The organism is Brevibacillus sp. AF8 (genome assembly GCF_021270385.1).
Taxonomy (GTDB): Bacteria; Bacillota; Bacilli; order Brevibacillales; family Brevibacillaceae; genus Brevibacillus.
In genome coordinates this window covers 25,873-49,920 of record NZ_JAGQDN010000028.1, presented here as the reverse complement: position 1 = coordinate 49,920, position 24,048 = coordinate 25,873, and the positions used below count along the sequence as shown (strand labels likewise).

15 protein-coding genes are annotated in these 24,048 nt (G+C 48.6%); 3 read left to right on the top strand and 12 right to left on the bottom strand.

The window, feature by feature from the left end; genetic code table 11:
* Positions 1-49 precede the first annotated feature (49 nt).
* Positions 50-7,792, bottom strand: a complete 7,743-nt coding sequence (locus KB186_RS25765) for a S8 family serine peptidase (RefSeq protein ID WP_232774665.1) — start codon at positions 7,790-7,792, stop codon at positions 50-52.
* A gap of 179 nt (positions 7,793-7,971) precedes the next feature.
* Complete coding sequence (locus KB186_RS25760; protein ID WP_232774664.1) at positions 7,972-8,868, bottom strand: PhzF family phenazine biosynthesis protein; 897 nt, start codon at positions 8,866-8,868, stop codon at positions 7,972-7,974.
* Positions 8,869-8,994: 126 nt separating this feature from the next.
* Between KB186_RS25760 and KB186_RS25755 the strand changes: the two genes are divergently transcribed.
* Together KB186_RS25755 and KB186_RS25750 are read left to right on the top strand one after the other, a co-directional pair.
* Positions 8,995-9,864 carry a LysR family transcriptional regulator gene (locus KB186_RS25755; RefSeq protein WP_232774663.1) on the top strand — a complete coding sequence of 290 codons (870 nt, stop codon included), beginning with the start codon at positions 8,995-8,997 and terminating at the stop codon, positions 9,862-9,864.
* Between the two features lie 18 nt (positions 9,865-9,882).
* Positions 9,883-10,260: a DUF3899 domain-containing protein gene (locus KB186_RS25750; RefSeq protein ID WP_173608531.1), complete on the top strand. Its 378-nt coding sequence runs from the start codon at positions 9,883-9,885 to the stop codon at positions 10,258-10,260.
* Between the two features lie 49 nt (positions 10,261-10,309).
* On the opposite strand, the gene KB186_RS25745 is transcribed toward KB186_RS25750, so the two are convergent.
* The 9 genes from KB186_RS25745 to gmd form a co-directional block, all read right to left on the bottom strand.
* Positions 10,310-11,260, bottom strand: coding sequence for an ABC transporter ATP-binding protein (locus tag KB186_RS25745; RefSeq protein ID WP_173608532.1), 951 nt, complete (start codon positions 11,258-11,260; stop codon positions 10,310-10,312).
* The gene (locus tag KB186_RS25740; RefSeq protein WP_232774662.1) at positions 11,257-12,279 is read right to left on the bottom strand and encodes an ABC transporter ATP-binding protein; all 1,023 of its coding nucleotides are present in this window, start codon (positions 12,277-12,279) and stop codon (positions 11,257-11,259) included. Before KB186_RS25740 ends, KB186_RS25745 begins: the two co-directional genes overlap by 4 nt.
* Before the next feature lie 20 nt (positions 12,280-12,299).
* Positions 12,300-13,235 carry an ABC transporter permease gene (locus KB186_RS25735; protein ID WP_173609126.1) on the bottom strand — a complete coding sequence of 312 codons (936 nt, stop codon included), beginning with the start codon at positions 13,233-13,235 and terminating at the stop codon, positions 12,300-12,302.
* A 9-nt stretch (positions 13,236-13,244) separates the two neighbouring features.
* Positions 13,245-14,177, bottom strand: coding sequence for an ABC transporter permease (locus tag KB186_RS25730; protein WP_173608534.1), 933 nt, complete (start codon positions 14,175-14,177; stop codon positions 13,245-13,247).
* A gap of 15 nt (positions 14,178-14,192) precedes the next feature.
* A complete protein-coding gene (gene pepV, locus KB186_RS25725; RefSeq protein ID WP_232774661.1) occupies positions 14,193-15,626 on the bottom strand; it encodes a dipeptidase PepV in 1,434 nt (477 codons plus the stop codon).
* Positions 15,623-17,698 (bottom strand): sigma-54 interaction domain-containing protein, encoded by a 2,076-nt coding sequence (locus KB186_RS25720; protein ID WP_232774660.1) that lies wholly within the window; start codon positions 17,696-17,698, stop codon positions 15,623-15,625. The genes pepV and KB186_RS25720 overlap by 4 nt, the downstream gene beginning before the upstream one ends.
* A gap of 75 nt (positions 17,699-17,773) precedes the next feature.
* Positions 17,774-19,444 carry a peptide ABC transporter substrate-binding protein gene (locus KB186_RS25715; protein ID WP_232774659.1) on the bottom strand — a complete coding sequence of 557 codons (1,671 nt, stop codon included), beginning with the start codon at positions 19,442-19,444 and terminating at the stop codon, positions 17,774-17,776.
* A gap of 80 nt (positions 19,445-19,524) precedes the next feature.
* On the bottom strand, positions 19,525-20,550 hold the full coding sequence (locus tag KB186_RS25710; protein ID WP_232774658.1) for an asparaginase: 1,026 nt from the start codon (positions 20,548-20,550) through the stop codon (positions 19,525-19,527).
* 278 nt (positions 20,551-20,828) lie between these two features.
* Entirely contained in the window at positions 20,829-21,797 is a 969-nt protein-coding gene (gene gmd, locus KB186_RS25705; protein WP_173608539.1) for a GDP-mannose 4,6-dehydratase, read from the bottom strand.
* Between the two features lie 231 nt (positions 21,798-22,028).
* On the opposite strand from gmd, the gene KB186_RS25700 reads away from it, so the two are divergent.
* Positions 22,029-22,823, top strand: coding sequence for a glycosyltransferase family 2 protein (locus KB186_RS25700; RefSeq protein WP_232774657.1), 795 nt, complete (start codon positions 22,029-22,031; stop codon positions 22,821-22,823).
* Here the strand turns inward: KB186_RS25700 and glf are convergent, their stop codons facing one another.
* Complete coding sequence (gene glf / locus KB186_RS25695) at positions 22,824-23,945, bottom strand: UDP-galactopyranose mutase (RefSeq protein WP_232774656.1); 1,122 nt, start codon at positions 23,943-23,945, stop codon at positions 22,824-22,826.
* Positions 23,946-24,048 lie beyond the last annotated feature (103 nt).

The window sequence follows — 24,048 nt, the reverse complement described above, 5'->3', positions numbered from 1 at the left end:
GAGATATTCGTCCCCCCATGATGCGAAGGGGGGACTGCATGAACATGGATTAGGGTACAACCGTAATCGTTATCGTTTTAAACTGTCCGCCGTAAAACACCCTGGCCTCTGTTGTTCCAGGATTCATCCCATGCACAACGCCTTTCACGATAAATCCAACCCGAGAATCTACCACCGAGTAAAGGCCTTGTGTTGTTACATCCAGCGTACTGCCGTCCTCCAGTGTTGCTGTGACCTTAATCGGTCGCGTGCTACCAGCTCGTACCTCCACCTTCTCCTGATCCACATGTAGTACGGTTCCTTTTGGTGGAAGCGTCACTGCATGCTTGACACTTTTTAACATGTTTCCATTTTCATCATGAATGAAGGTGACGGATTCTACGCCATTTTCTTTAATCGCCTTAATCCGATTGTTTTGATCGTAAACGTACTCATAAAGAGTCCCACCAGGGAGGGGAGCAAAAACGGTAAAGGAAACACTCACTGGATCACTCTCGGTATTGCTCAATTTGATCGTGTAGCTGCCCATCCCCAGCTCATAATTGATTTCTGAAGGAGTTGGCGTTTCTTTTGGTGTTACGGCATTTCCATTGGACAGTACCGTGACAACCGGATATTTATTTGTTTGGTTTTTCAATTGTGTCATCATACGATACTTGCCAGGAATGGTTGTATTCATGATCATCTCTACTGTTTGACCGGGCTGAAGCGTAATTTCCTTTGGTTGGTTGAAGGTAAAAGCCTCTCCCCCTGGCTTTGCCAGAAGCGTAGCGTAAATAGAATCATTAGCGACAATTTTTACATAATAGGTTTTTCCTGCAACAAACACGGGGTTGACTCTTCCATTCGCTCCCGCCGCAATCTCCTCATGTGCCTGCAAGCTGGCCGCTTTATAGACGGAGATAGTTGCATTTGCTGGTAAACCCGAATCGTTGTTTAACGTGAATGAATACGCTCCATTTGTTCCGGCAACGATTTTCATGTATTTCGCCTCATTTGCAGGGAAATACATCCGCACCGGGCTGTTCTCGACCATTCCATTAAAATTGCTTTCTGCTGGTTTCGTTTCAACCGTAATCGAACTGCTGTAACTGCTAATCCCGGCTGAAGTATACGCCCAAAGTTTGATGGTATACACACGCGCAGGCTGAAGGCCCGTGATCGTATGGCTGGTAACATCGCCCACTTTTTTGATACCACCGCCATCGATCTGGATGCCGTAGTCAATGGCACCTACAGACGGACTCCAATAGATTTTGAGTGAATTGGTTTCTGCCTCTGCGTTAACGATGCTTGGTGCATCCGGCTTGTCTTCCACCGTTAAGCTTCCGTAGTAATAGACTACAGTCGGATCTGTCACCTGGATATTTTCATACGTGCCCGATCCGATTTCCCTCCCCGTCCAATTCAGCTCCCACTGACCGGTTGTTCCTGTTGTTGTGAATTTTTTGGCGGAATGAGAGGAGGACACTTTGGCTTCAATCGTTTCTCCAGAAGTAAGCTTCGTGTATGTTCCATCCAATATAAAGATGTCATCAAGGTCCATCACTCTCTTGGCAACCGGCGTGTAGATCACGATTTTCGGAAGTGCTTCTTCCAGTCGAACGGAATAGTTAACCGCTGGTGTCCAAGCTCCCCGGTTATCCTGCGCCTGCACTGTCCAGTAAATGGTCTGGTGCAGCATCTCTTTTGCAAGGGGGAAGGAGTACCTGCTCACAACTTGTCTGTTCTGGGAAGCCTCCGGGATCAGCTCCTCTTTTTCACCAAGCTCGTTTCCACCTGGTGTGAAACCTACTCGTAATTTTGTCGAAACGATTTTGTCCGTGACATCATTTTCATTGAGTGTATAGTTGATGGTTCCTGTAAGCCCTCTGTCCAAGGTGACAAACTCCGTACTGGATACGACCGGTGCTTGATTGGCAGCCAGAACACTGAAATTCAACTTCGCAGTGCCGCCATAAACATAAGCAGGCGTCTTCGGCATAATCGAGCGAATTCGTGCTTCCACTCGGGCATTTTTCTCGATCACACTTGTATCAAACACGTAGGAACGTGCTGTGCCTGTCAATTTTTCGCGGATCGTTGAGGTGACATGCCCACCTTCGCTAATATAAATGAGCAATTCTTGCGATTCGATTTTACTGGAGTGCCCACCGTAGCTTGCGTAATCCCAAGTCAGTGAAACCTTTTCTCCTTTTGAAATTTCGGTTCCATCCTTCGGAGATGTCCACTTTGCGACAACCACAATGTCTTCCTTTTCGGCTTGCGCTCTCATGTCCAAAGTGAAGTCTACTTTTTCACTGAGTGATCTTCCTGATTTTTGATCGACTGCCCAGACCCGAAGAGAATACAAAACATCCGGCTTTAGGTGATGGGTGGGTAGGTTGAACAAAAATGGTTGGTGCTTTTCCGAAGCCGTAAATCTCGTCAACTCTTGTGGATCTTCATCATCCAGCTGGTACCAAATGTTTACCTGATCTCCTATATTCGGGTCCATGGCAAAACCTGATATCGCGACAACATCTTTGCCATCAACGATAGAGACTGCTGCTCCCACAGCGGGAGAGGTCAAATAAATTTGGGGAGACGCATTATCGTTAACGGCGTTGCTCACGTACGTAATTTCAGGTGTCCATTTAAGTAAATCCCCGAGGCTGCTTTCTTTTTGATCCACTTGAAACAAGAGCGCATCTCCTTGCTCTACCTCAAGTTCTTCTTGAATTTCCACACCAATTTCATCGTTGAATTCGATAGATTGCCAGCCAGTGGACGGCCAAATTTGTTCATCGTTTTTCAGCAATCGGACGTTTACCCCATCGCCCTCATCGATTTGAATTTTGGAAATCCAACCGCTAACCTGTATTTTTCCTGATCGTGGCGCTTCCCATTTGATGACAGGGTTTGAGCTGCCAACTCTTATCCATGTATTCCCGATGGCCGTATCGTGATGACTCTTCCATTCTTCTGTTTGCTTGTTCCACGTCAAATCAGCATGACGATCCCCTGACACCTCTTGGTAAGACCAATTGTCCTTGCCCTGCTGATCTGAAAATTGCAGCCAATAGGTGTATTTGTCGTGAATCGGCTTCACAATCGTGATCGCCTTTTCCATGCTGGTCTGTTTCCCGTCTTTTTCCGTAACCACTACAGTCAGCTGATGCTGTCCCAAGTCCAGATCATTCACTTCCAAAAGATACGAAAAACCTGGTTTTACAGGAGGTGCCTCTGTGTACATTCGCAAAATATCCGGGCGATCCAGTCCATATTTCGCCTCACCCAACGCAACGCCATCCATTAACACTTCGATTTTTTCCACTTCACCGGAGGTCATGAACCAGCCTGTTAGGTTATAGCTTCCACTAATCTGTTCATTCTCTCCTGGAGCATCAATCGCACCTGTCGCCATCAAAGCGCCGCCCTTCACATGAACAGGCACTTGCTGAACAATGCCAGCATAAGTGACGGACAGAACGGTATTCCCTGGCGCTAGACCCGTTATCACACCAGTAGCGTCTACTTTTGCAATGGCTGGGTCTTGAATCGCGTAGGTGACTGCACCTGTTACGTCCTTCGTACTCTTGTCCCGATAAGAGGCAACCACAGTGAGAGAAACGGTCTTTTCTTTCTCAAGATCAATTTTGGGGAGATTGGTAGTAATCCCTGTTACGGGGCCAACTGTTACTTCTTTATCGAAGACGAGACTTTCTACTCCCTTTTTGTTGGTTACTCGTACAGTTATTTTGTGCTCGCCTTCATTGAAGCTCATTGTATGGAGCAGATACTGAAATCCTGCATTTGGATTCTCATACCGCGGATACAGGGTGAAAATGTCAGGACGAGGTCCGCCATATACGGCTGTTCCTTGTAGCTGCCCATCCACCAACACTTCTATTTTGGCTACACCATCGGGATCAAGAAGCCATCCCTGAATCGTTGTGGTTCCTCCAATTTCTGCTTTGTCTATCGGAATGTCGATTTGTCCTTTTGCAACCAGTGGGCCAGAATCTGTTTCCGTCACAACCACTGGAATGGTTAGGGTCTGACCTCCATAACTGACAACAATCTTGGTCATTCCTACTTCGAGTCCTGTGACGATCCCCAGTGGACTCACGTGGATCACATTGGCATTCTCGTACGAATATACGGCATGCGCAGTCACATCTCTTGGACTTTGACCAGCGGTAGTTGCGGTAATTTGTAGCTTCTGCATCGACGATTTTGCCAAGCTAATGCCCGTTTCCGTATGCTTCAAACTATCCGCCGCAGCTACTTCTCCAACCACGAAGCTTTTCTCTGGCAACGGGTACTGTTTTCCTTCGCTATCCGTCACTACAACAGTCACCGTGTGATGGCCGGATTGCAACTCGGACAAATCCACCGTATAGCTGAATCCAGCATGCGTATTCTTATAGTCTGGATGCAGCAGGGCAATGTCAGGTCGTGCTATTCCTGAATTGGCTTGTCCGACTTCTTTTCCATCAAGGACGACCTGATAACGAGTAGGCGTAGAAGGATGCAAAAACCAGCCCGCTATCGTATACGTTCCATTGATAATCGCGTCATTTGCTGGCGTTTCTATTTCGCCGATTGCCTTTCGTACTTCTGCTGCTGTAATGACGATTGGTGTCTTGATATTCTGATTTCCGTATTTGATCGTAAGACTCGTATTGCCCTGCGCCAGAGCCGTAACTACGCCGTCTGGACTCACTTTTGCAACAGATGGATCTTCTACGGTATATATGGCTAGCCTGGTCACATCCTGCTTGCTCTGATCCTCCAATTCTGCTTTGACAGTGAGTGGATGTGTCTTTCCTTGAGAAAGCTGCAACTCGGTGATATCTACGTGCAATCCGATGGCCGGGAGTAATTCAACCATCTGTACGGTTCTTGACCCCAGCATCGTTTGATTGCCATCCTTGGCTGTTCCGCGAACAGAAATGGTATGCTTTCCTTTCTGGAAAAGGCCTGTGTCGAGGCTGTAATGAAATCCAACGTTGCTACCTGGTAAAGAAATATCCATAATCTCGATTTCGGGACGCGGAACTCCATACGTGGCTTCCCCGATTACAACGCCATCCACCAACACCTCAATGCTCGAGACGCCGCTTGAGGCGATAAACCAGCCTGTTACAGGGTAGACTCCGCTAATCGTCGCATTGTCGAGAGGACTGTCCAATCCCCCTTGGGACACTCCAGCAGCAGCTTTTACCGAGATCGGTATCGTCAGCACTTGTCCCTGGTAGTCGACAATCACCGTGGTCTGTCCGATCCGAAGACCCGTGATGATTCCGTGATTGGAGATGCTGGCAACTGTAGAATCCTCGAGGGTGTACTTCACTTCTCTAGTTACATCTCTGATTTGGTCATTTTCCAAAACAGCCGAAACGGTAAGCTGCTGTGTATTCCCTTGTGATAGTTCGACCTTGCTTACATTTGCAGCTATACTCTTGGCTGGTTGTGCACGCTCGATAGACACGGGACGTTCTGCCAGGACTTGCTCTTTGCCTTCCTGATTAACAGCCATCACCGTAATGGTGTGCTGCCCTTCCGTCATTTGGGCCGTATCCAAAAAATACTGAAAACCAGAAGTAGCATTTTGATAAGCCGGGTGCGCCTGCGCGATATCCGGTCGCGATTGCCCGTAAAGAGCTTCCCCGACCAATTTCCCATCTGCATGAACCTCGATCTTTGCTACACCTGCCGGATCTAAATACCAGCCTTTAATGAGAGAGGCTCCCGTCATTGTAGAGTGATCGGCTGGACTCTCTACTTCCCAACGCGGTATGAGCGCGATTTTTTCCTGGATCGTGACAGGAATCGTGATGGTTTGTCCTTCATAGCGAATCGTCACACTCGCTGTTCCCATTCCTGTTGCTTTTACGAAACCAGTTGGAGATACCGTTACGATATTTTCATCCGAAGAAGTGTATTCAGCCAGCATCGTGACATCTTTTAGCGTTTTATCTTCGAGAATCGTAGAAACAACGAGCTGATGAGTATTCTCGGCCGTTAGTTCCAGCTTGGAAACATCTGCATGAAGACCCTCTACCGGCTGTTTATTGCCAATATAGAACGTATTTCCTTCGATAACTGTCTGCTCACCATTCTTGTTTTGAATGGCAAGCGTAATTGTATGCAAACCTACACTCATTTCTCTCGTATCCAGGTTAAAATGAAAACCTGCGTTTCCATTTTGATACGCTGGATACTTGGCCTCAATATCGGGTCTGGGGTCACCATAGGTTGCCTCCCCAACCTTTATGCCATCAACCATGATACTGATTTGGGAAACGCCTGCGGGATTTAGGTACCATCCCTTCAGCTCATACGCACCGACAATTAATTCACCATTTTCTGGCTTATCAAGACCGCCACGTGGGGTCAAAGCTACATTTTCACTAACCACTACCGGGATTTCGATCGTCTTGTCTTCAAACGTTACGACCAATCGCGTCTCACCAATGCCAGTCGCAGTCACCAGTCCTGTTGGCTTTACTGTCGCGATTTTTTCATCGTTACTGACATATTTCGCTTCCTCGGTAATGTCTTTGGTCGTGTCATCTGTCAGCTTCGCCTTGATCTTCAATGGATAGCTTTGCCCTACGGAAATAGCCAGCTCGTTAGGAGAAGATTCAATCGCCTGAATCCCGAGAGTATCTGTATTCCCTAACTCCAAAGCTTTTTCCAGGTTCACCAGCCCTTTGCCATAAAAACGTGGCTCCCCAAGAGGTGTTGCACTCTCGACCAAAATATCCCGGACTTCATCGTTGGTTGCCTTTCCCTTCTTCGACCAATTGACGGCCGCGGCACCAGCCACGTGAGGAGCAGCTAAAGAAGTACCCGAACGCAATTCATATCCTTTGTGAAGGGAAGTGCTTAAAATGTCCACGCCCGGAGCCATCAGGTCCAAACCTGCTCCTACACTGGAGGTATCAGCACGCTGGTTATCCCGATCAACGGAACCTACCGACAACGTTTCGGGATATTGTGCCGGGAACAATTGGGTATCCTCCCCAAGACCTCGGTTGCCCGCTGCTGCAATGACCAGAATTCCATGCTCATTTGCTCTTTTTATCTGGTCATGCAATGCGCGACTGTCCACGGCCCCACCCGCACTGATCGAGACGATATTCATGCCATTTTGGATGGCCCATTCTATTCCCTGAATCATACTCGAATACTTGCCATGACCATTTTCATCAAGAACTTTGATCGAATAGATTTCCGCTTCGGGTGCGACTCCTACAATTCCAAGATGATTGTCTTTACCGGCAATCACCCCAGCCACAGCGGTACCATGACCGTGGGCATCATCATAATCAGGTTCACCTTCTACATAGGAAATGCCGCCACTCACTTTCAAATCTTCATGACGAGAAATGCCTGTATCCAAAATTCCTATCTTGACATTTTTACCCACGTAATTTTTGCTATGGGCCTGAAGTGCTCCTACGTGCTCGACTCCCCAAGGGATCTCCTGTTTTTCTGCCAGGTCGATCTCTGCCAACTCAGTGTCACTATCTTCCTCCATGTACGCTACATTTGGATCTTGAGATAATTCCTCCCTCTCGCTTTCAGTTAAGGTAGCTACCATAATTTTGGAGCTGAGTTGTTGCACAGATGTTCCTTGAATGGCGCTCCTTTTTGTTCGTTTACTGTCTTTGAAACCAATCAAGTATGTTTTGCTTTTTTCCGTTGCACGCACCTGCTCAGGAACCATTTGCAAAAACAGTAAAGAGAGTAGGATAAATACGTTACAAATACGAATGGAACGGATGAATGTACTGTTCATCTCTAAGACTCCCTCCCCCATACCGATTCAAAACCGCAAGAAAATAAGTACAGGTAAAATTATTGAAATATTCCTTAAACACACAATTTGAATTATAATGAATTCCTTATATTGGATCAACAGGAAATAAAGACAAAAAAAGACGTTCTTAGACAAGAACGCCTTTCTCTTTTCCTTATTTATCCCCTCATCTGTCCCGCAATCGTCAAATGCGCCTCACCCGCTACACGAATAACAGGCTCCTCTCCAGATCGATCAACCGTTACATACAGCTTTCCTGGCCGACCAATCGCATGTCCTTGCCCTATGACGAGTTGCGTTACTTTGCCAGCAGGAATCAACTCTTCCAATGCCAGATAGCCAGCCAGTGCCCCGTTTGCAGCACCTGTTACCGGATCTTCCGCAATCCCAATCGCAGGCGCAAAATCCCTCGTATACAAGTCATAGCCTTCAGGAGCATCCCACGTAAACAAATGGGTGGTTGTGATGCCGTGTTCCCTGTTCATTTCTGCCAGCGAAGAAAGCAATGGCTGCGCTGCATCGATTGCCTGACGAGTGCGAACCGGAACGAGCAGATGCCTATTGCCAGTGGAAGCGAGCTTCATCGGATAGCGATCATCCAGATCGGGCAATGTTATGCCAACCAGCCTCGCTACCTCTTCGCTGTCTAATTCAATCTCCTGCACAGAAGGCTTGATTTGGGTCATTTCCACTCGCTGTAACTGGCCATCCTCCTTCACCAATTGAACAGGAATCAAACCGACGTTTGTCTCAAACACAATACGGCTACCCTTTTCCAACCATCCGCGTTCTGTCGCCAATAGCCAAGCAGAACCCACTGTCGCATGGCCGCAGAAATCGATCTCAACCGAAGGAGAAAAGTAGCGAATGCGAAAATCTGCTCCTGGATGGTCGGATGGCATCAAAAAGGCAGACTCAGGAAGATTCAACTCATTGGCAATTTTCTGCATTTGTTGTAAAGTCAAAGTACCTGCTTCCGGGATGACGCCCGCGGGATTGCCTGCAAACGGCTCTTTCGTAAACGCGTCCACATGATATACGCTCACATGATTCATGGTTGTTTCTCTCCTTTTCTTAAACGAATGCTTCTCTTGCTTTTCATCATAAAATGAGGCAACCGCGCTGTAAAATGAAGCTTTCGCATACCAACCATGATAAAAACTTCATGAAAGGAGAGCTCCATGACTTTGTTTCAAATGGAAGTCCTTGTGGCTGTCACCAACACTGGCAACTTCACACGAGCAGGAGAGCAAATCGGTTTAAGCCAGTCGGGTGTCAGTCATACGATCGGCGCACTGGAGAAAGAGCTCGGCATATCCTTGTTCACCCGCAATCGCAGCGGTGTTAAGCTGACCGCAGCTGGCGAAAAAATCGTCGCCTCTGCCCGGACGATATTGGAAAACGTCTCACTGATTAAACAGGTGGCTGCCGAATCAAACGAGCATGTGGAGGCAACGCTCCGGATTGCTTCTTTTCCCAGCATAACTGCTCAGATCCTGCCAAAATTGCTAAAGTCGGTAGAAAGTCACTATCCGCATATGCAAACAAAGCTATATGAAGGAAGCTATCAAGAAATAAAAGAATGGATTGTCTCGGGGGTTGTCGATGTCGGTTTTCATGTGTGGCCCGATGACGAGCTGGAGGGAATTTTGCTAACGACAGACGCCCTGCAGGCTGTCGTGCCAGCCAATCATCCCCTGGCAAAAGAGCCCGCGCTGACCTTGGAGCAATTAGCCCGCGAATCGTTTCTCATGCCCATGGCGGGCTGTCACTTGTTGATTGGCGCGGAATTTGCCAAGGCTGGGCTTACACCAAATGTTTCCTATGAAGTCGCTGATCATACAACGATCTTGGCCATGGTAGAAAGCGGTGTTGGGGTGACAGTCGTTCCGTCACTGACTCTACCAGCGCAACTACCCGATGTCGCTGTCATACCAATCACGCCGCCTCTCTCTCGGCAAATCGGCTTGGCTGTACGTTCGCTTCGTGAAGCCCCACCTGCCGTTCAAGCCTTTTTGCGGGAAGCAGAGAGCATTGCACCCACACTATAAAAAGGACGTGCTTCTTCGTTGAAAAAATGGCTCATTCTCCTACTCGCTCTCTCCGTGATCTGCAGTGTGATTTTAGGGATTACCATACAAGCCGATACGTTGGTGCCATTGATTAACCAGAGCTTTTTAATCGGGCTTTTCCTGTTGATCGCAGGGAGTATTGCCGTCGTGACACGTTCTGGATTTTTCACGATTTTTCTGCGTGGCTTCAAGCAACTGAAAGGGATGTTTTTCCGCAAACCTCGCATGATGGACAGTGATATCGTTCAAGCTAACGACCTTGCTTTCGAGGAAAAAAAAGAGTCGTTCGTACGAATCGGAACCTCGCTTTTTCTCACGTCGGGCACTGGGCTGATTGTCTTCTCGATCGTTCTAACCTGTTTCTACTATCTTTAATCTCAAAAAAGGGCTGTCCCACCGAGCGGGAACAGCCCTTCTTCCTCTCTTACGACTCTATCAAATGACAAGCCACCCAATGCCCGGGTTGTGCCTCCTGCCACCTCGGCACTTCTTCCGCACAACGAGGTTGTACGAGTGGGCAGCGTGTACGAAAACCGCAGCCACTCGGCTTGTTGGCTGGACTTGGCAAATCTCCCTGCAAAACGATACGCTCTCGCTTTACCGTCGGGTCCGGCACTGGCACAGAAGAGAGCAAAGCCTGCGTATACGGGTGCAACGGACGAGCGTACAGCTCATAGCTCGACGCCAGCTCGACCATTTTGCCCAAATACATGACGCCAATCCGGTTGGAAATATGTTTGACCATGGACAGATCATGCGCGATGAACAAATAGGTCAATCCGCGATCATGCTGCAAATCCTCCAATAAATTGACGACTTGTGCTTGAATCGAGACGTCGAGTGCAGAGATCGGCTCGTCGGCAATAATAAATTCCGGCTCTACTGCCAACGCCCGCGCGATTCCGATCCGTTGGCGCTGTCCCCCACTGAATTCATGCGGAAAACGCTGCGCATGGTCCTTATGCAAACCCACTAGATGGAGCAGTTCCGCCACACGCTCTCGTCTCATTCCGCGATTCAGATGGTGGATGTCCAAGCCCTCTGCAATTATATCCTCCACGGTCATACGCGGGTTCAGACTTGCTTGCGGGTCCTGGAAAATCATCTGGGCATCCCGGTTGAACTGCCCCGCTTCTTTTCCCCGAAGCTGATGAACATTCTTCCCTTTGAACAGCACTTCGCCATCTGTATGGTCATACAGGCGAATAATCGTCCGGCCTAGTGTAGACTTCCCGCAGCCACTTTCGCCGACCAGACCGAAAGTCTCCCCTTTGTTGATCGTAAACGAAACACCATCAACTGCTTTCAAATCAAATCCCGTTCCAAGTGAAAAATACTTTTTCAAATCGCGAACATCAAGCAAAGCCTCTGTCATACTCCCTGCCTCCCTGCTGCCACCAGCTCCTCTATTCGCGGTGCCCGTGGATCGTGAAGCCAACAAGCAGCCTGATGTCCACGACCGAATTCGCTCGTTACGGGCATCTGCTGTTCGCATATCTCCATCGCAAAATCACAACGTGCAGCAAACGGACAGCCGACTGGGGGATTGAACAAATCTGGAGGACTGCCTTCGATGGGAATCAGCCGTTGCTTTTCGCCTTCATCCAGCCGTGGAAGAGAACGCATGAGTCCCAATGTATACGGGTGACGAGGACTTGCAAAAACGTCCTCAACCGTACCCGTCTCTACAACTATCCCCGCATACATGACAACCATGCGATGAGCAATCTCCGCTACGACTCCCAAATCATGCGTAATAATCACAACAGATAACTCCTGTTCCTCTTGCAATCGCTTGAGCAAATCCAAAATCTGCGCCTGAATCGTCACATCCAGTGCTGTCGTCGGCTCATCAGCAATCACCAGCTTGGGTTGGCAAGCAAGAGCAATCGCAATGACCACACGCTGACGCATCCCTCCGCTGAATTGGTGCGGGTACTGATCGATTCGCTTTTCCGGATCGGGTATTCCTACGAGTGAAAGCATCTCAATCGCTCGCTTTCTCGCTTCCTCTCTCGATACTTGATGACTGCGAACGAACCCCTCTACGATTTGTGCCCCTACCTTCATCGTCGGATTGAGCGCCGTCATCGGGTCTTGAAACACCATGCCGATCTGCGTTCCGCGAATACCGAGCAGCTCTTTTTTGGGCAAGTGACTGATCTCCGTTCCTTCAAATACAACCTTGCCCCCGACGATTTTTCCAGGTGGGTTAGGGATTAATCCCATAATCGCTTGAGCTGTAACGCTCTTGCCACATCCACTCTCCCCTACGATGGCAACAGTCTCCCCTTTATCCACGTAAAAGGACACACCGCGCACAGCTTGTACCTCGCCACCATATGTCTTGAAATTCACCCGCAAGTTATCGATTGTCAGCAAATGCTGATTCATCCTCATCCCCCCTGTCGTCTCTAATCGCGTAGACGCGGATCAAGCGCATCCTGCAAACCGTCGCCGAATACGTTAAAGGCGAACATCGTCAGCGAGATCATCAATGCCGGGAAAAACAGTCGCCACCAATCACCCGTCAAAATAACGCCCAAGCCATCGTTTGTCATCGTCCCCCAACTGGCGACGGGAGCTTGTACACCGAGTCCAAGAAAGCTGAGAAAAGATTCCGCAAAAATGGCCGATGGAATCGTAAAGGTCAGATTGACGATAATGACGCCAAATGTGTTGGGAATCAGATGCTTGAGCAAAATTCGTGAAAACTTCGCCCCCAGTACTTGGGCAGCCAGAATGAACTCTTGATTTTTCAATTGCAGGATTTGTCCGCGGACCAACCGCGCCATGCCGACCCAGCCCGTAGCAGACAGGGCAATAATAATCGTCAGCATTCCCGGCTCCATCACGACCATGAGCAAAATGACGACCAGCAAATACGGCAGCCCATACAAAACCTCGATAATACGCATGATGATCGTATCGATGCGATCCCCTCGTTTGCCTCGCCCTGCCATATAACCCGCAATTCCCCCGACTGTCACTCCGATAACCAGGTCGATGAATGCCGCGACAATGCCAATCGTCAAAGAAATCCTCGCCCCATACCACGTACGGGCAAACATGTCACGTCCCAGCTCATCCGTCCCGAACCAATGCTCTGCGGAAATTTCCTGATTTTTGGTCAGCAAGCTCTGGTCGGAATAACTATACGGCACGAGATTCGGTCCAATGATCGCCATGCCAACCAAAGCGAGAATAATGAAAAGGCCCAGCATAGCCAGCTTGTTTTTCAGCAGCTTCCGAACGACCTGCTGCCCATTGCTGAGACTGGGTCGTGCAATGACATTCGCCTGTATATTTTTCGCCAACGGGCGAAACAACGGGTCCACTTTGTGCTCCATCGCCACAGTTTATCTCTCCTTGTTGGTCAGCTTGATCCGTGGGTCAATCAGGGTGTATGCCATATCAATCAGGAAAATGGTAAAAATCAGAATCGCACTGTAAAAAATCGTCGTACCCAAAATGACCGGATAGTCACGGTTGAAAATGCCGTCTACGAAGTACTTGCCAATGCCCGGGATTGCAAAGATTTTTTCCACGACAAAGGTTCCCGTTATCAAACTGGCAATCAAAGGACCAAGAAAGGTGACCACAGGCAGAATCGCATTGCGAATTCCATGTCTGACGACAATGATAAGCATGGGAATCCCCTTTGCCTCTGCTGTTCGAATGTAGTTCTGGTTCATGACCTCAATCATGCTGGCACGCATGTAGCGGGTAATGACCGCAACTGGACCAAAGGCGAGCGCCAATGAAGGCAGTATCGTATGCATCCACGTACCCCATGTCGCAACGGGAAAGAGCGGCAACTTGATCGCGAAGAAATTGATCAGAAGCGGTGCCATAATGAAGCTCGGAATGGCTACCCCCAATACGGCAAGCGCCATGGCAACGTAGTCCAGCCATTTGTTGCGATTGAGCGCTGCGATGATGCCCAACGAAATTCCGAAAAGGAGTGCGATCCCAATCGCTTGCACACCCAACCACGCAGATGCTGCAAAGCCATCGGAAATCATGTCATTGACTCCACGAGAGTCTGATTTGATGGATGGGCCCAAGTCAAGCATTAACAGATTTTTCAGATATAAAACGTATTGAACAGGTAATGGTTCGTCCAAGTTGTATTTGGCACGTAAATTATTGAGAATTTGCTCTGGCAGTTGATCCGACTCGGAGGCAAACGGGTTCCCCGGAATGGCATGCATCAAGGCAAACGTCAGCGTCACGATAATCCACAGGGTGACGAACATCATCAAAATACGTTTTACCAGATAGTTTGACATGGAAGTCCTCCTCGTTTACTTAGCCAGCTCGTAAATGGCATGCGCGTAAATCGCCATGGCACGCAGCAGGTCGTCAATCTCGGCATATTCATCAGTCAGATGGGCCATGGATTCTTTGCCTGGAAAGAGCGGGCCGAAAGCAACACCATACGGCATGATTTTGGCGTAAGTTGCTCCACCTGAGGAAAGAAGGGTCGCCGGCTCTCCCGTGTGCTCCTCGTACACCCGCGACAAAGTACTTATCACAGGATGATCTTTGGGTACATAATGCGACTTGGATGTCCGCAAAGCGGAAATCGTCCAGCCCAGCTCTGCAGTCCTTTGCTTCAATTTCTCTACGTATTCTTCACAGGAGACAGTCGCCGGATAGCGTATATTGAGCCGAACTGTGCCCCCTTCGCTGGAATCGTAATGCAATATCCCCGCATTGACCGTCAGCTTGCCTGACACTTCATCCTCACAAGCCATATGCAGCTGGTGAGCAAAATAATCTTCATGCAGAATATCAGCCAACATCGTAAGAAAAGACAAACTGGAGCCACCAAACGGATACGAGCGTAAAAAAGTAGCCAACAAGGTTCCCGCATTCACACCTTGGAATGGCGCCATCCCATGAGCTGGCTTTCCTGCGAGCGTGAATTGCAACTGTCCCAGCCCTACCAGTTCCATACGACCAGTTGTGTGATTTTCATTCAGAAACATCTCCCAGTCTTCTGCCAATCGAGAAAGGACGACCTCCTGCCGCGCCTGAGAGTCCAGCCGTACAAGAGCGACTGCTTTTTCGGGAACACTGTTGCCTTGGTCACCGGAGACAAAGGAAGCTAGTTGCCACACACCATTTGGTACGATTGTTTCCATCGCTGGAATCGTCAACGTTGGGTTGATCTGTCCCTTCTCGGCATGTGTCATCGGAAAGGAGGAATCAGGTGAAAAGCCAATCGGCGGGATGCGATCACGCTGGGCAAAATGCTTCATGCACAGCCAGCCGCTCTCTTCATCTGTTCCGATGATCATTCGCACGCGTTTTGTCAGTGGCAAGCCTGAATCCTTGACCAGCTTTAGCGCATAGTACGCAGCCATCGCTGGGCCTTTGTCATCAATCGCTCCCCGTGCATAGATGCGACCGTCGCGAATGCTCGGTTCAAAAGGCGGGGTCGTCCAACCTTCTCCCACAGTGACGACATCGATATGAACGAGCACGCCGATCTCTTCTTCCCCACTGCCGAACTCGATTGTCCCCGCGTAACCATCCAGGTTTTTGATCTGGAAGCCATCCAGTTCACCGCGTTCGAGCATGGCTTCAAGCGCAGCGGCAACACCTTCACCAAATGGCTTTCCTTCTTTTGCCGTCGTCATGTCTTCGATGCTGTTAATGGAAAGAAAAGATTTCAAATCATCCAGGTACTGCTCTCTTTGCAAAAGCGCTTGCTGCCGCCAGTAATCGCTCATATGCGTTCCCCTGCTTTCATCCGATGTAGATAGGCAAGAAACGATTCACCTTTCGAGGAAATCTGACTTCCTTGTCTTCCTTTTCCCACTTGAATCAGCTCATCCTGCTGCAAAAGCTTCAGGCGATAGCGCAGCTGTTGCAAGGTAACCGAGTGACCTTGTTCTTGCAACTGCGCAAGTAGCGTATAGCGTCCGCCGCTTCCGTGCGCCAGCTCCTGCAAAATAGCCGTGATTTCATCCAGAAATCCCCGTTTTTTATATTCGGTGACGATACTTTCACATTCGTTGTGTAGACCATCTACAGGCAACGGCGCTTCCGGTATTTCCCGTAGAAATGGTAAATGATACGGATACGCTTCATCCTCCACGACATGCGCTAAATACTCGATTACATTTTCGAGCTCGCGAATATTTCCAGGCCAATCGTACTCATGGAGCGCCCGCATCGCTTCATTGGTCAACGTAAACGGCGGACGGCGCAAATCATAGGAATATTTTTTCATAAATTGATGGGCCAACCACGGGATATCCTCCCGTCTGTTCCGCAGGGGCGGCAAATGAATCGGCAAGATATTCAGACGATAATACAAATCAGCACGGAAGGCCCCTTCCGCAATCATCCGCTGCAAATCTTGATTCGTTGCTGCGATGACGCGAATATCTGTCGGGATGATCTTGCTGCCACCTACGCGCATAATCTGTCGTTCTTGCAAAACACGCAGCAGTCGGTTTTGAATAGCGGTGCTGGCATCTCCGATCTCATCGAGAAAAATGGTCCCTTTGTGGGCCAATTCAAACCAACCGATATGTCCACCTTTACGCGCTCCGGTAAAAGCTCCTTCTTCATAGCCGAACAGCTCGCTTTCCAAAAGAGATTCCGATATGGCAGCGAAGTTGACCCCAACAAACGGCTCTCTTCTGCGTGGCGAAGCATTGTGGATAGCCTGGGCGAGCAATTCCTTCCCTGTCCCTGTCTCTCCCAACAACAGTACGGTGGAGTTGCTTCTTGCGATTTTGCGGGCAATCTGAATGATTTTTTGTACAGGGGTACTCTCCCCATAAAAATCATCAAATTGGTATTTGGCTACCAATCCTTTGCTGTAAAGACGCATGCGATAATCATGCTCCAGCTTTTCAATTTCTGCCGCCTGACGAAACAAAAGCAGACTCCCGAGAAAGCTTCCTTCCATGACGATATGCATTTTGCGGAAAAAGTAGGTTTTGTTCGCCCAATCTACCAAAACATCCTTATTCTCTTCACACTGCCGGATCAACTGATAGAAACTCGCAGGCAAGCAATTGGACGCCCGCTCACCGACGACTTCATTCCCTTCCATCTGCAACGTATCGATCGCTTTCTGATTGACAAAACGGATGTTTTCTTTTTCGTCCATGGCAATCACTGCGTCTTCGATTCGATTGACGATGGCCTCCAAATATTTGCTCAAGAGATGCGCATGCTGAATCTCGTTGTTTAGCTCTTTGGTAATATCGACCAACGATTGCATGGCACGTGCGGTCACCTTTTGAAAATTGCCGTTTTTAAAATGAGAGTAGATGGCAAGCCATGTAGATAAATCGATGATCCGATACCCGATATCGACAACTTTGCGAATGTGCGGGGGGACATGCTCTGCCTCCCCTGGCGTTACTGCAATCTCGATGTCAGGCGGATAGTCAGCACCTGGATAATAAGGATATAGTTCAAAATCCATCCCTGACGCACGCAGCAATTCCACATTTTCTTTAGCAGTTTCCTTGGTGTCACTGACGAGAAGCACTTTCACGCCTTTCGGGATTTCCAGCATGCCGCGCAAATTATGGTATGGCAGCATTCGCTTGGCAACGATGATGCTGGATTCTTTCGGCACATACGGTTGTACAAGGGGGACGATGCTTTTCGTGGATACAATAACGAGAGCACCAGGCGTGATCGGGCGTAACGGAAGCTGGTCGACTCGCATCGCCTCGACATGGATATCATCGCCGATTCCCAATTCATGATATTGACTAACGACGGACTGCAGAAACTCATCCATTCTCGCAATAAATATAATCGATTTTTTGTCCATATCAGCCGCTCCAAGATGTAAAGTGAAGACAAGAACGATTCGAATATTCGCTCTTGTCTTCGCTTATTTTACTTATTACTTATTGCCGATTTCTACCCATTTGTAGTCAATCGTGCCGACTGGATGGCGAACAATGCCTTTAATGTTTGGCTGCTCCATAAATACTTTTGTGCCGAAATAGATAGGTACGAGTGGCATTTCATCCATGAAAATTTTCTCCGCGTCATGCATGAGCTTGAAGCGCTCGGGTTCGTCAGCAGTGTTGCGAATCTTCTCGACCAGTGCGTCATACTCTTTGTTGCTGTAATTGATACGGTTTCCAGGATGGTCAGTCACGAACAGCTCCAGGTAATTGACCGGGTCTCCGTAGTCGGCAGGGATCGTCGAGCGGGAGAATTGAAGAGAGCGGGCACGCTGTTCTGCCAAGAATACTTTCCACTCCTTGTTTTCCAGCTTCACATCTACTCCGAGATTTTTCTTGTACATTTCCTGCAAAACTTGCGCAATGGCCTTGTGCGCATCACTCGTGTTATACGTCATGGTGACAGGCGGGAGGGTTGTCCAGCCTTCTTCTTCCATCCCTTTTTTCAGCAATGCTTTTGCTTGCTCTACATCGTTATCCTTGAAGAAATCCCCGCCCTTTGTGCGGAAATCCGCTCCGTCTGGCTCCGGGAAGCCCAATGGTACGTGAGCCATGGCAGGTGTTTGTTTCCCTTGCACAACATTGTCGATCAAGGTTTTGCGATCGATGGCCAGTGCAAATGCTTTCCGAATGTTGGCGTTCGTGAATGGAGGCATGGTGGTGTTCATCCGGTAGTAGTAGATGGACGCTTCCGTCTCCACCTTCGCTTCTCCGGAATCGATTAACTGTTTCTTCATATCATTGGGAACGGTCTGGATCATGTCGAGCTGACCTGTTTTGTACATTTGGAATTGCGTATTTTCATCGTTGACCATGACAAACTCGATTCCCGCATATTTGATTGAATCACGGTCCCAGTAGCCGTCGTTTTTCACCAGCTTCACGGATTGGTCATGAACCCAGTCTTCCATTTTGAATGGTCCATTGGTTACGATGCTTGCGGCGCCTTCCGCCCATTTCGGATTGCTCTCCACGACTTTTTTATTCACGGGGAAGAAGGTCGGCTGCGTCAGGATGTGGAGGAAATAACCTGTTGGTGCCTTCAGCTTTACTTCAAACGTCTTCTCGTCAACGGCTTTTACCTGTACGCCGTCTGCATTTCCTGTTCCTTTGTTGAACGCTTCTGCTCCATCGATGTAATAGGCGAGGAAAGCAGACGGGAATGCATTGTTCGGATCGACAATGCGCTTAAACGCAAACTCGAAATCCTGCGCTGTGACTGGTTCACCATTCGACCATTTGCTATCGCGTAGGGTAAAGGTGTACGTTTTTCCATCCTCACTCACTGCCCATTTCTCAGCCATGGCTGCTTGCGGCTTGTGATCCTTGTCCAGTCGAACCAAGCCTTCCATTGTGGCATTCAACACTTCGTTGGAAGTACTGTCAAAGCCCTTTGGCGGATCAAGCGAAGGTGGTTCGGTCTTCAGGTTGAGCTTGAGTTTTGCAGCGGCATTGGCTTGTCCACCTGAATCTGAGGACGCTTGACCTGCTGTACCTCCCCCTCCTGGTTGTGTCGGCGTTGCCGACTGACTACAACCTGTAATGGCAAGGACAGTGACAAGTGCAGCGGTACTAAGCAGCTTCCATCCTTTTCGCATGTTCATTGCATGTGACCCCCTTTTCTTTTTAAACAACATGTAGCCTTTGTTGCTTTATGAATAAACGGCACTGCTGGGAATGCCATTTATACACGTAAAGAAAAATCTGTCTTGGCTAGATGGAAGGACGTCTCGATCCGTCCAACAACGTTACCACTCATGTTTGTAATGGGCGGGTTGGTATATTCGGCGAGCCTATCCAAAGCACCATCTAGGCCAATTCCCAGTTGACGAAGCACTTCATTGACGACCGGGTTGATCGCCCGTGGTCCTCCATCCTCGATTTTGATAGCAATGCCCAATCCTGTTTCTCTATCCCCCAAGCAATACACGGACTCAGCGCCTGCCTTCCCTACGATACGACCGCCAAAGGCTGACATGAGGTCTGTACAATATCGATTCTCGCCTCCGACCATTTCGGGATGAGCGGTCATGGCATCCGTAATTCGCTGAACCGCTTTTCGTCGCTCGGGATTCTCGATTACCTCTGGTCTCGCCAGCTTGGCGAAAGCCCACGCGTAATGGGCGAGCGGCAATTGATGGACGGGAACCCCACAGCCATCTGTCCCAAGGTTGATTTTGTCTTTGGAGTAGCCTGTTATGTCCTCGACTACTTCGAGAATCCGTTGTTGCACCGGATGCGTAGGCAAATGATAAGTAGTTACGTCCTCCCCCATATATGTCGCCGTGGCAATCATGCCGGAGTGCTTGCCGGAGCAATTCGAGAATACAGGTGTAAGCGACTTGCCCTCCCGAATCAGCTGTTTGTAGCTCTCCTCATGCCGTGGCACATGTGTCCCGCATTGCAATGCTGCTTCTGGCTGACCTGCTCGCGCAAGCATCGAGAGCGCCCGCGTGCGATGGCGTGGCTCTCCACTGTGAGAAGCGCAACAGAGCGAGAGATCAGCTGCCTCAAAACCATACTGGTCTGCCGTCCCCGTCTCGATTACCGGAATCGTCTGCAACGGCTTCATACTGGAGCGTGCATATGTGAGGCGATGCGGGTCCCCGTACGAATAGAGCAATGTCCCCTGCGAATCAACGACTGCGATATGACCAAGATGTGAGCTCTCTACCTGTTCTCCCCGGTATACGTTGGCAACGACGTTCATAGCAAGTCTCCTTTGAGTGTGAATAGTAGAATGATTGTACTTTTCTACTTCAAGCAATTAGCGTGCCAACGCATTGATGTGACAGTTAATATTGAATTTTCTGCTATTTTACGCATGAGTAGTGGGACAAAAATAACAGTCCACACGATAAATAAGTCACCCTATAAATATAAATAGGTTGTCCTTTTGTATGATCAGGCTACCTTCATGGTCAAATAAAAGAAAAACACCCCTTTCTATCCCGCAATCGGAAATAGGGTGTCCTGAATAGGCTTCACTTATTGTTTGGCAACCCGCTGCATATCCGCTTCGACCATCATGTGAATGAGCTCTTCCAACTTCGTTTTCGGTGTCCAGTCGAGCTCTCTTTTCGCTTTTTCCGGATTGCCCAACAAAATGTCCACTTCTGCTGGCCGATACAATTCCGGGTCGATCACGACGTAATCCAGGTAGTTCAACCCAACATAATCGAAAGCGATTTTGCACATCTCTTCCACTGTCGATGTTTTTCCTGTCGCTATGACATAATCATCCGGCTTATCCTGCTGAAGCATCAGCCACATCGCTTCTACGAAATCTCCAGCAAAGCCCCAATCCCGCTTCGCCTGAATATTCCCCAGCCGCAGTTCTTTTTGCTGGTTCGCGGCAATTCTTGCGACAGCATGTGTCACTTTCCTCGTAACGAATTCCAGCCCACGCAAAGGTGATTCATGATTGAATAAAATGCCGTTGGTGCTAAACATTTGAAAGCTTTCCCGATAGTTTTTGGTCATCCAGTAGCCAAACAGCTTGGAGACTGCATATGGGCTCCTTGGGTAAAAAGGCGTTTGCTCCGATTGCTGTGGCTCCTGGATTAGCCCGTACAGCTCACTTGACGAAGCCTGATACATTTTGATGGAGGGGTCTGTTTCCCGAATCGCCTCCAGAACATGCAGAACACCCATTCCTGTTACTTGCGCGGTCAAAATAGGCTGTTCCCATGACGAACCGACAAAGCTCTGTGCACCTAAATGATACACTTCTGCTGGTTTACATGCCTTTAGTGCACGCGTCAACGACGACACATCCAATAGATCGCCGTCCTTGTACTCCACCTGATCTGCGATGTTCAAATACTCCAGCCGCCACCTGTCCACTGAGCTCCGGCGTGGAACCAGTCCCACCACATGGTACCCCTTCTCCAGCAGAAATTTTGCCAGATAGGCGCCGTCCTGACCTGTAATTCCTGTGAGGAAAGCTGTTTTCATCCGCTTCTACTCCCCTTCTTCAGGCTGTGCCGTAATGTTCATTCCGGTAAGTTCCCTTTAAGCATCTCTTAAGCTTATGCCGGATCATGTTCATACGTTCAGTTGTCAGAGTAAGAGTCAAGAATAGAAGTCCGTAATACACTAATGAAAGCAAGCCGTTGTCAGAATTCAATAAGGAGGTAGGCAGCCGGCAGATATTTCAAAATGACCAAAAGAGGTGTTTCGACCCCCATGTCGCTCATTACTGTCGTAATTCCAACCTATAATCGGGCGAAGTATCTCCCCGCAGCCATCGAAAGTGTGTTGAACCAAACGCACAAGGATTGGAAGCTCCTCATTGTAGATGACGCCTCTACTGATCACACACAGGCCATCGTCGAAAAGTACCTCGGTGATCCCCGCATTCACTACGTACTTCTCCCTGAAAATTCAGGGATCGGCAAAACAATGGCTGCTGCTCTGGAACGAATTGATACGCCCTATTTTGTCTCACTTGACTCGGACGACTGGTTCGACGGAAAAACCTTAGAAATTTTGTTGGATGAGATGGAGCGCCAGCCCGAAACCACGAACGTCGTGTTCTCCAACACCGTTTTTTGGAGGGAAGTGGGTGACACCCGTGAACTATCCGAAATCATGCGGCCTCCGATCTATGAAGATAAGTATGATTACCTGGAAGCTCCGATGGTCTGGCCTCGTTTTTATCGGACACAAGCGGTTCGTGATGTCGGCGGATTTGAATGTGACGATCCAATGCAGGGAAGGTTTTCTCATGACAAGTACATGTTATTAAAATTGATCGGAACAGGTAATATTCACTGGGTCGATGCGAACCTCTATCATTATTTGATTCACGAGAGCAACAATTCCCACATAAAAAACTGGCCGCAATGGACAAAAGCAAGAAAGTACATTCTAACGAAAATCTTGAAACTGTGGGGAGACGAGTACGAGCCTGTTTTTGTGTACACACCCGAGGGCTGGATCTATGTGAGCAAGCTCATTCCAAAAAGGAAGCCTTCTTAACTATTCTGCGACAATCTGCTTAAACAAGGTCAATGCCCGCGCCACTGCTTGATCCATGTTGTAGTATTGATAGTCCGCAAGTCTGCCCGCAAAAAGCACCCGATCGCGTATTTGCTCCGCTTCTTGTTTATAGAGGCTGAACCGCTGGCTGTTTTCCTTGCGAGGAATTGGATAATATGGCTCGTTTTTGCCAGGTGAATACGGCTGTGGATATACGAAGGATATGGTTGTGTGAGGAACGACTTGACCTGTGAGGTGCTTTTGTTCGAGGATTCTGGTGAAATCATACTCATTGGGATAATTGACCGTCCCCACTTCTTGGTACCATGCCTTTTGATGCGTTTCAAAATGAAAGCGTAGGCTTCGATAAGGCAATTGTCCATGCTTATTGCCAAAAAATGAATCGATCGGGCCTGTGTAAATCATACGTTTATACCTAATTTCATCCGCGATTTCTTGATAGTCCGTATTGAGGAGCACCTTGATATTCGGATGGTCGAGCATGCGATGAAACATTGCTGTAAAGCCATACAACGGAATTCCTTGATACGTGTCCTGAAAAAACCGATTGTCTCTGCTGACATACACAGGAACCCTTGCGGAAACAGACGGATCCAGCTCCTCCGGCTTCAAATCCCATTGCTTGATGGTATACCGATGAAATACTTTTTGATAAATGAACTCAGCCAAAAAGCCAAGCTCTTCATGCGTACTTTCCCGAAGCTTCAGAATCGGAATCTTCGCCCCGAATCCATATTGACGGATCAGCAAGCTCTCCAATTTCTGTGCATATTGCGGGGAAAACAATGCGGACAATGCATTTAGATTGAAAGGCAGCGGTATTTTTATGCCATCGACATAGGCACGCACCTCATGGAAGTACGGCCGCCACTGGGTAAAACGCGACAAATAGTCCCAAACCAGCTTGGAATTCGTATGAAAGGTGTGCGAACCGTATTTGTGAATCAGTACCCCCTGCTCATCATAGCAATCATAAGCATTTCCTCCGATATGATTGCGCCCCTCTACCACCAACACTTTCTGATCAAGCTGATTGGCAATCCGCTCTGCGAGTGTAGCACCTGTAAACCCAGCTCCGACGATCAGCCAATCCACCTTCATGTTAGACTCACATCCTCCCGTCTTCATCACATCCACTCACCACTTACCATTCTGTTAATACCCTAGTAAATGATGTCGTACTCTACACGCGGGAGTGAATTCT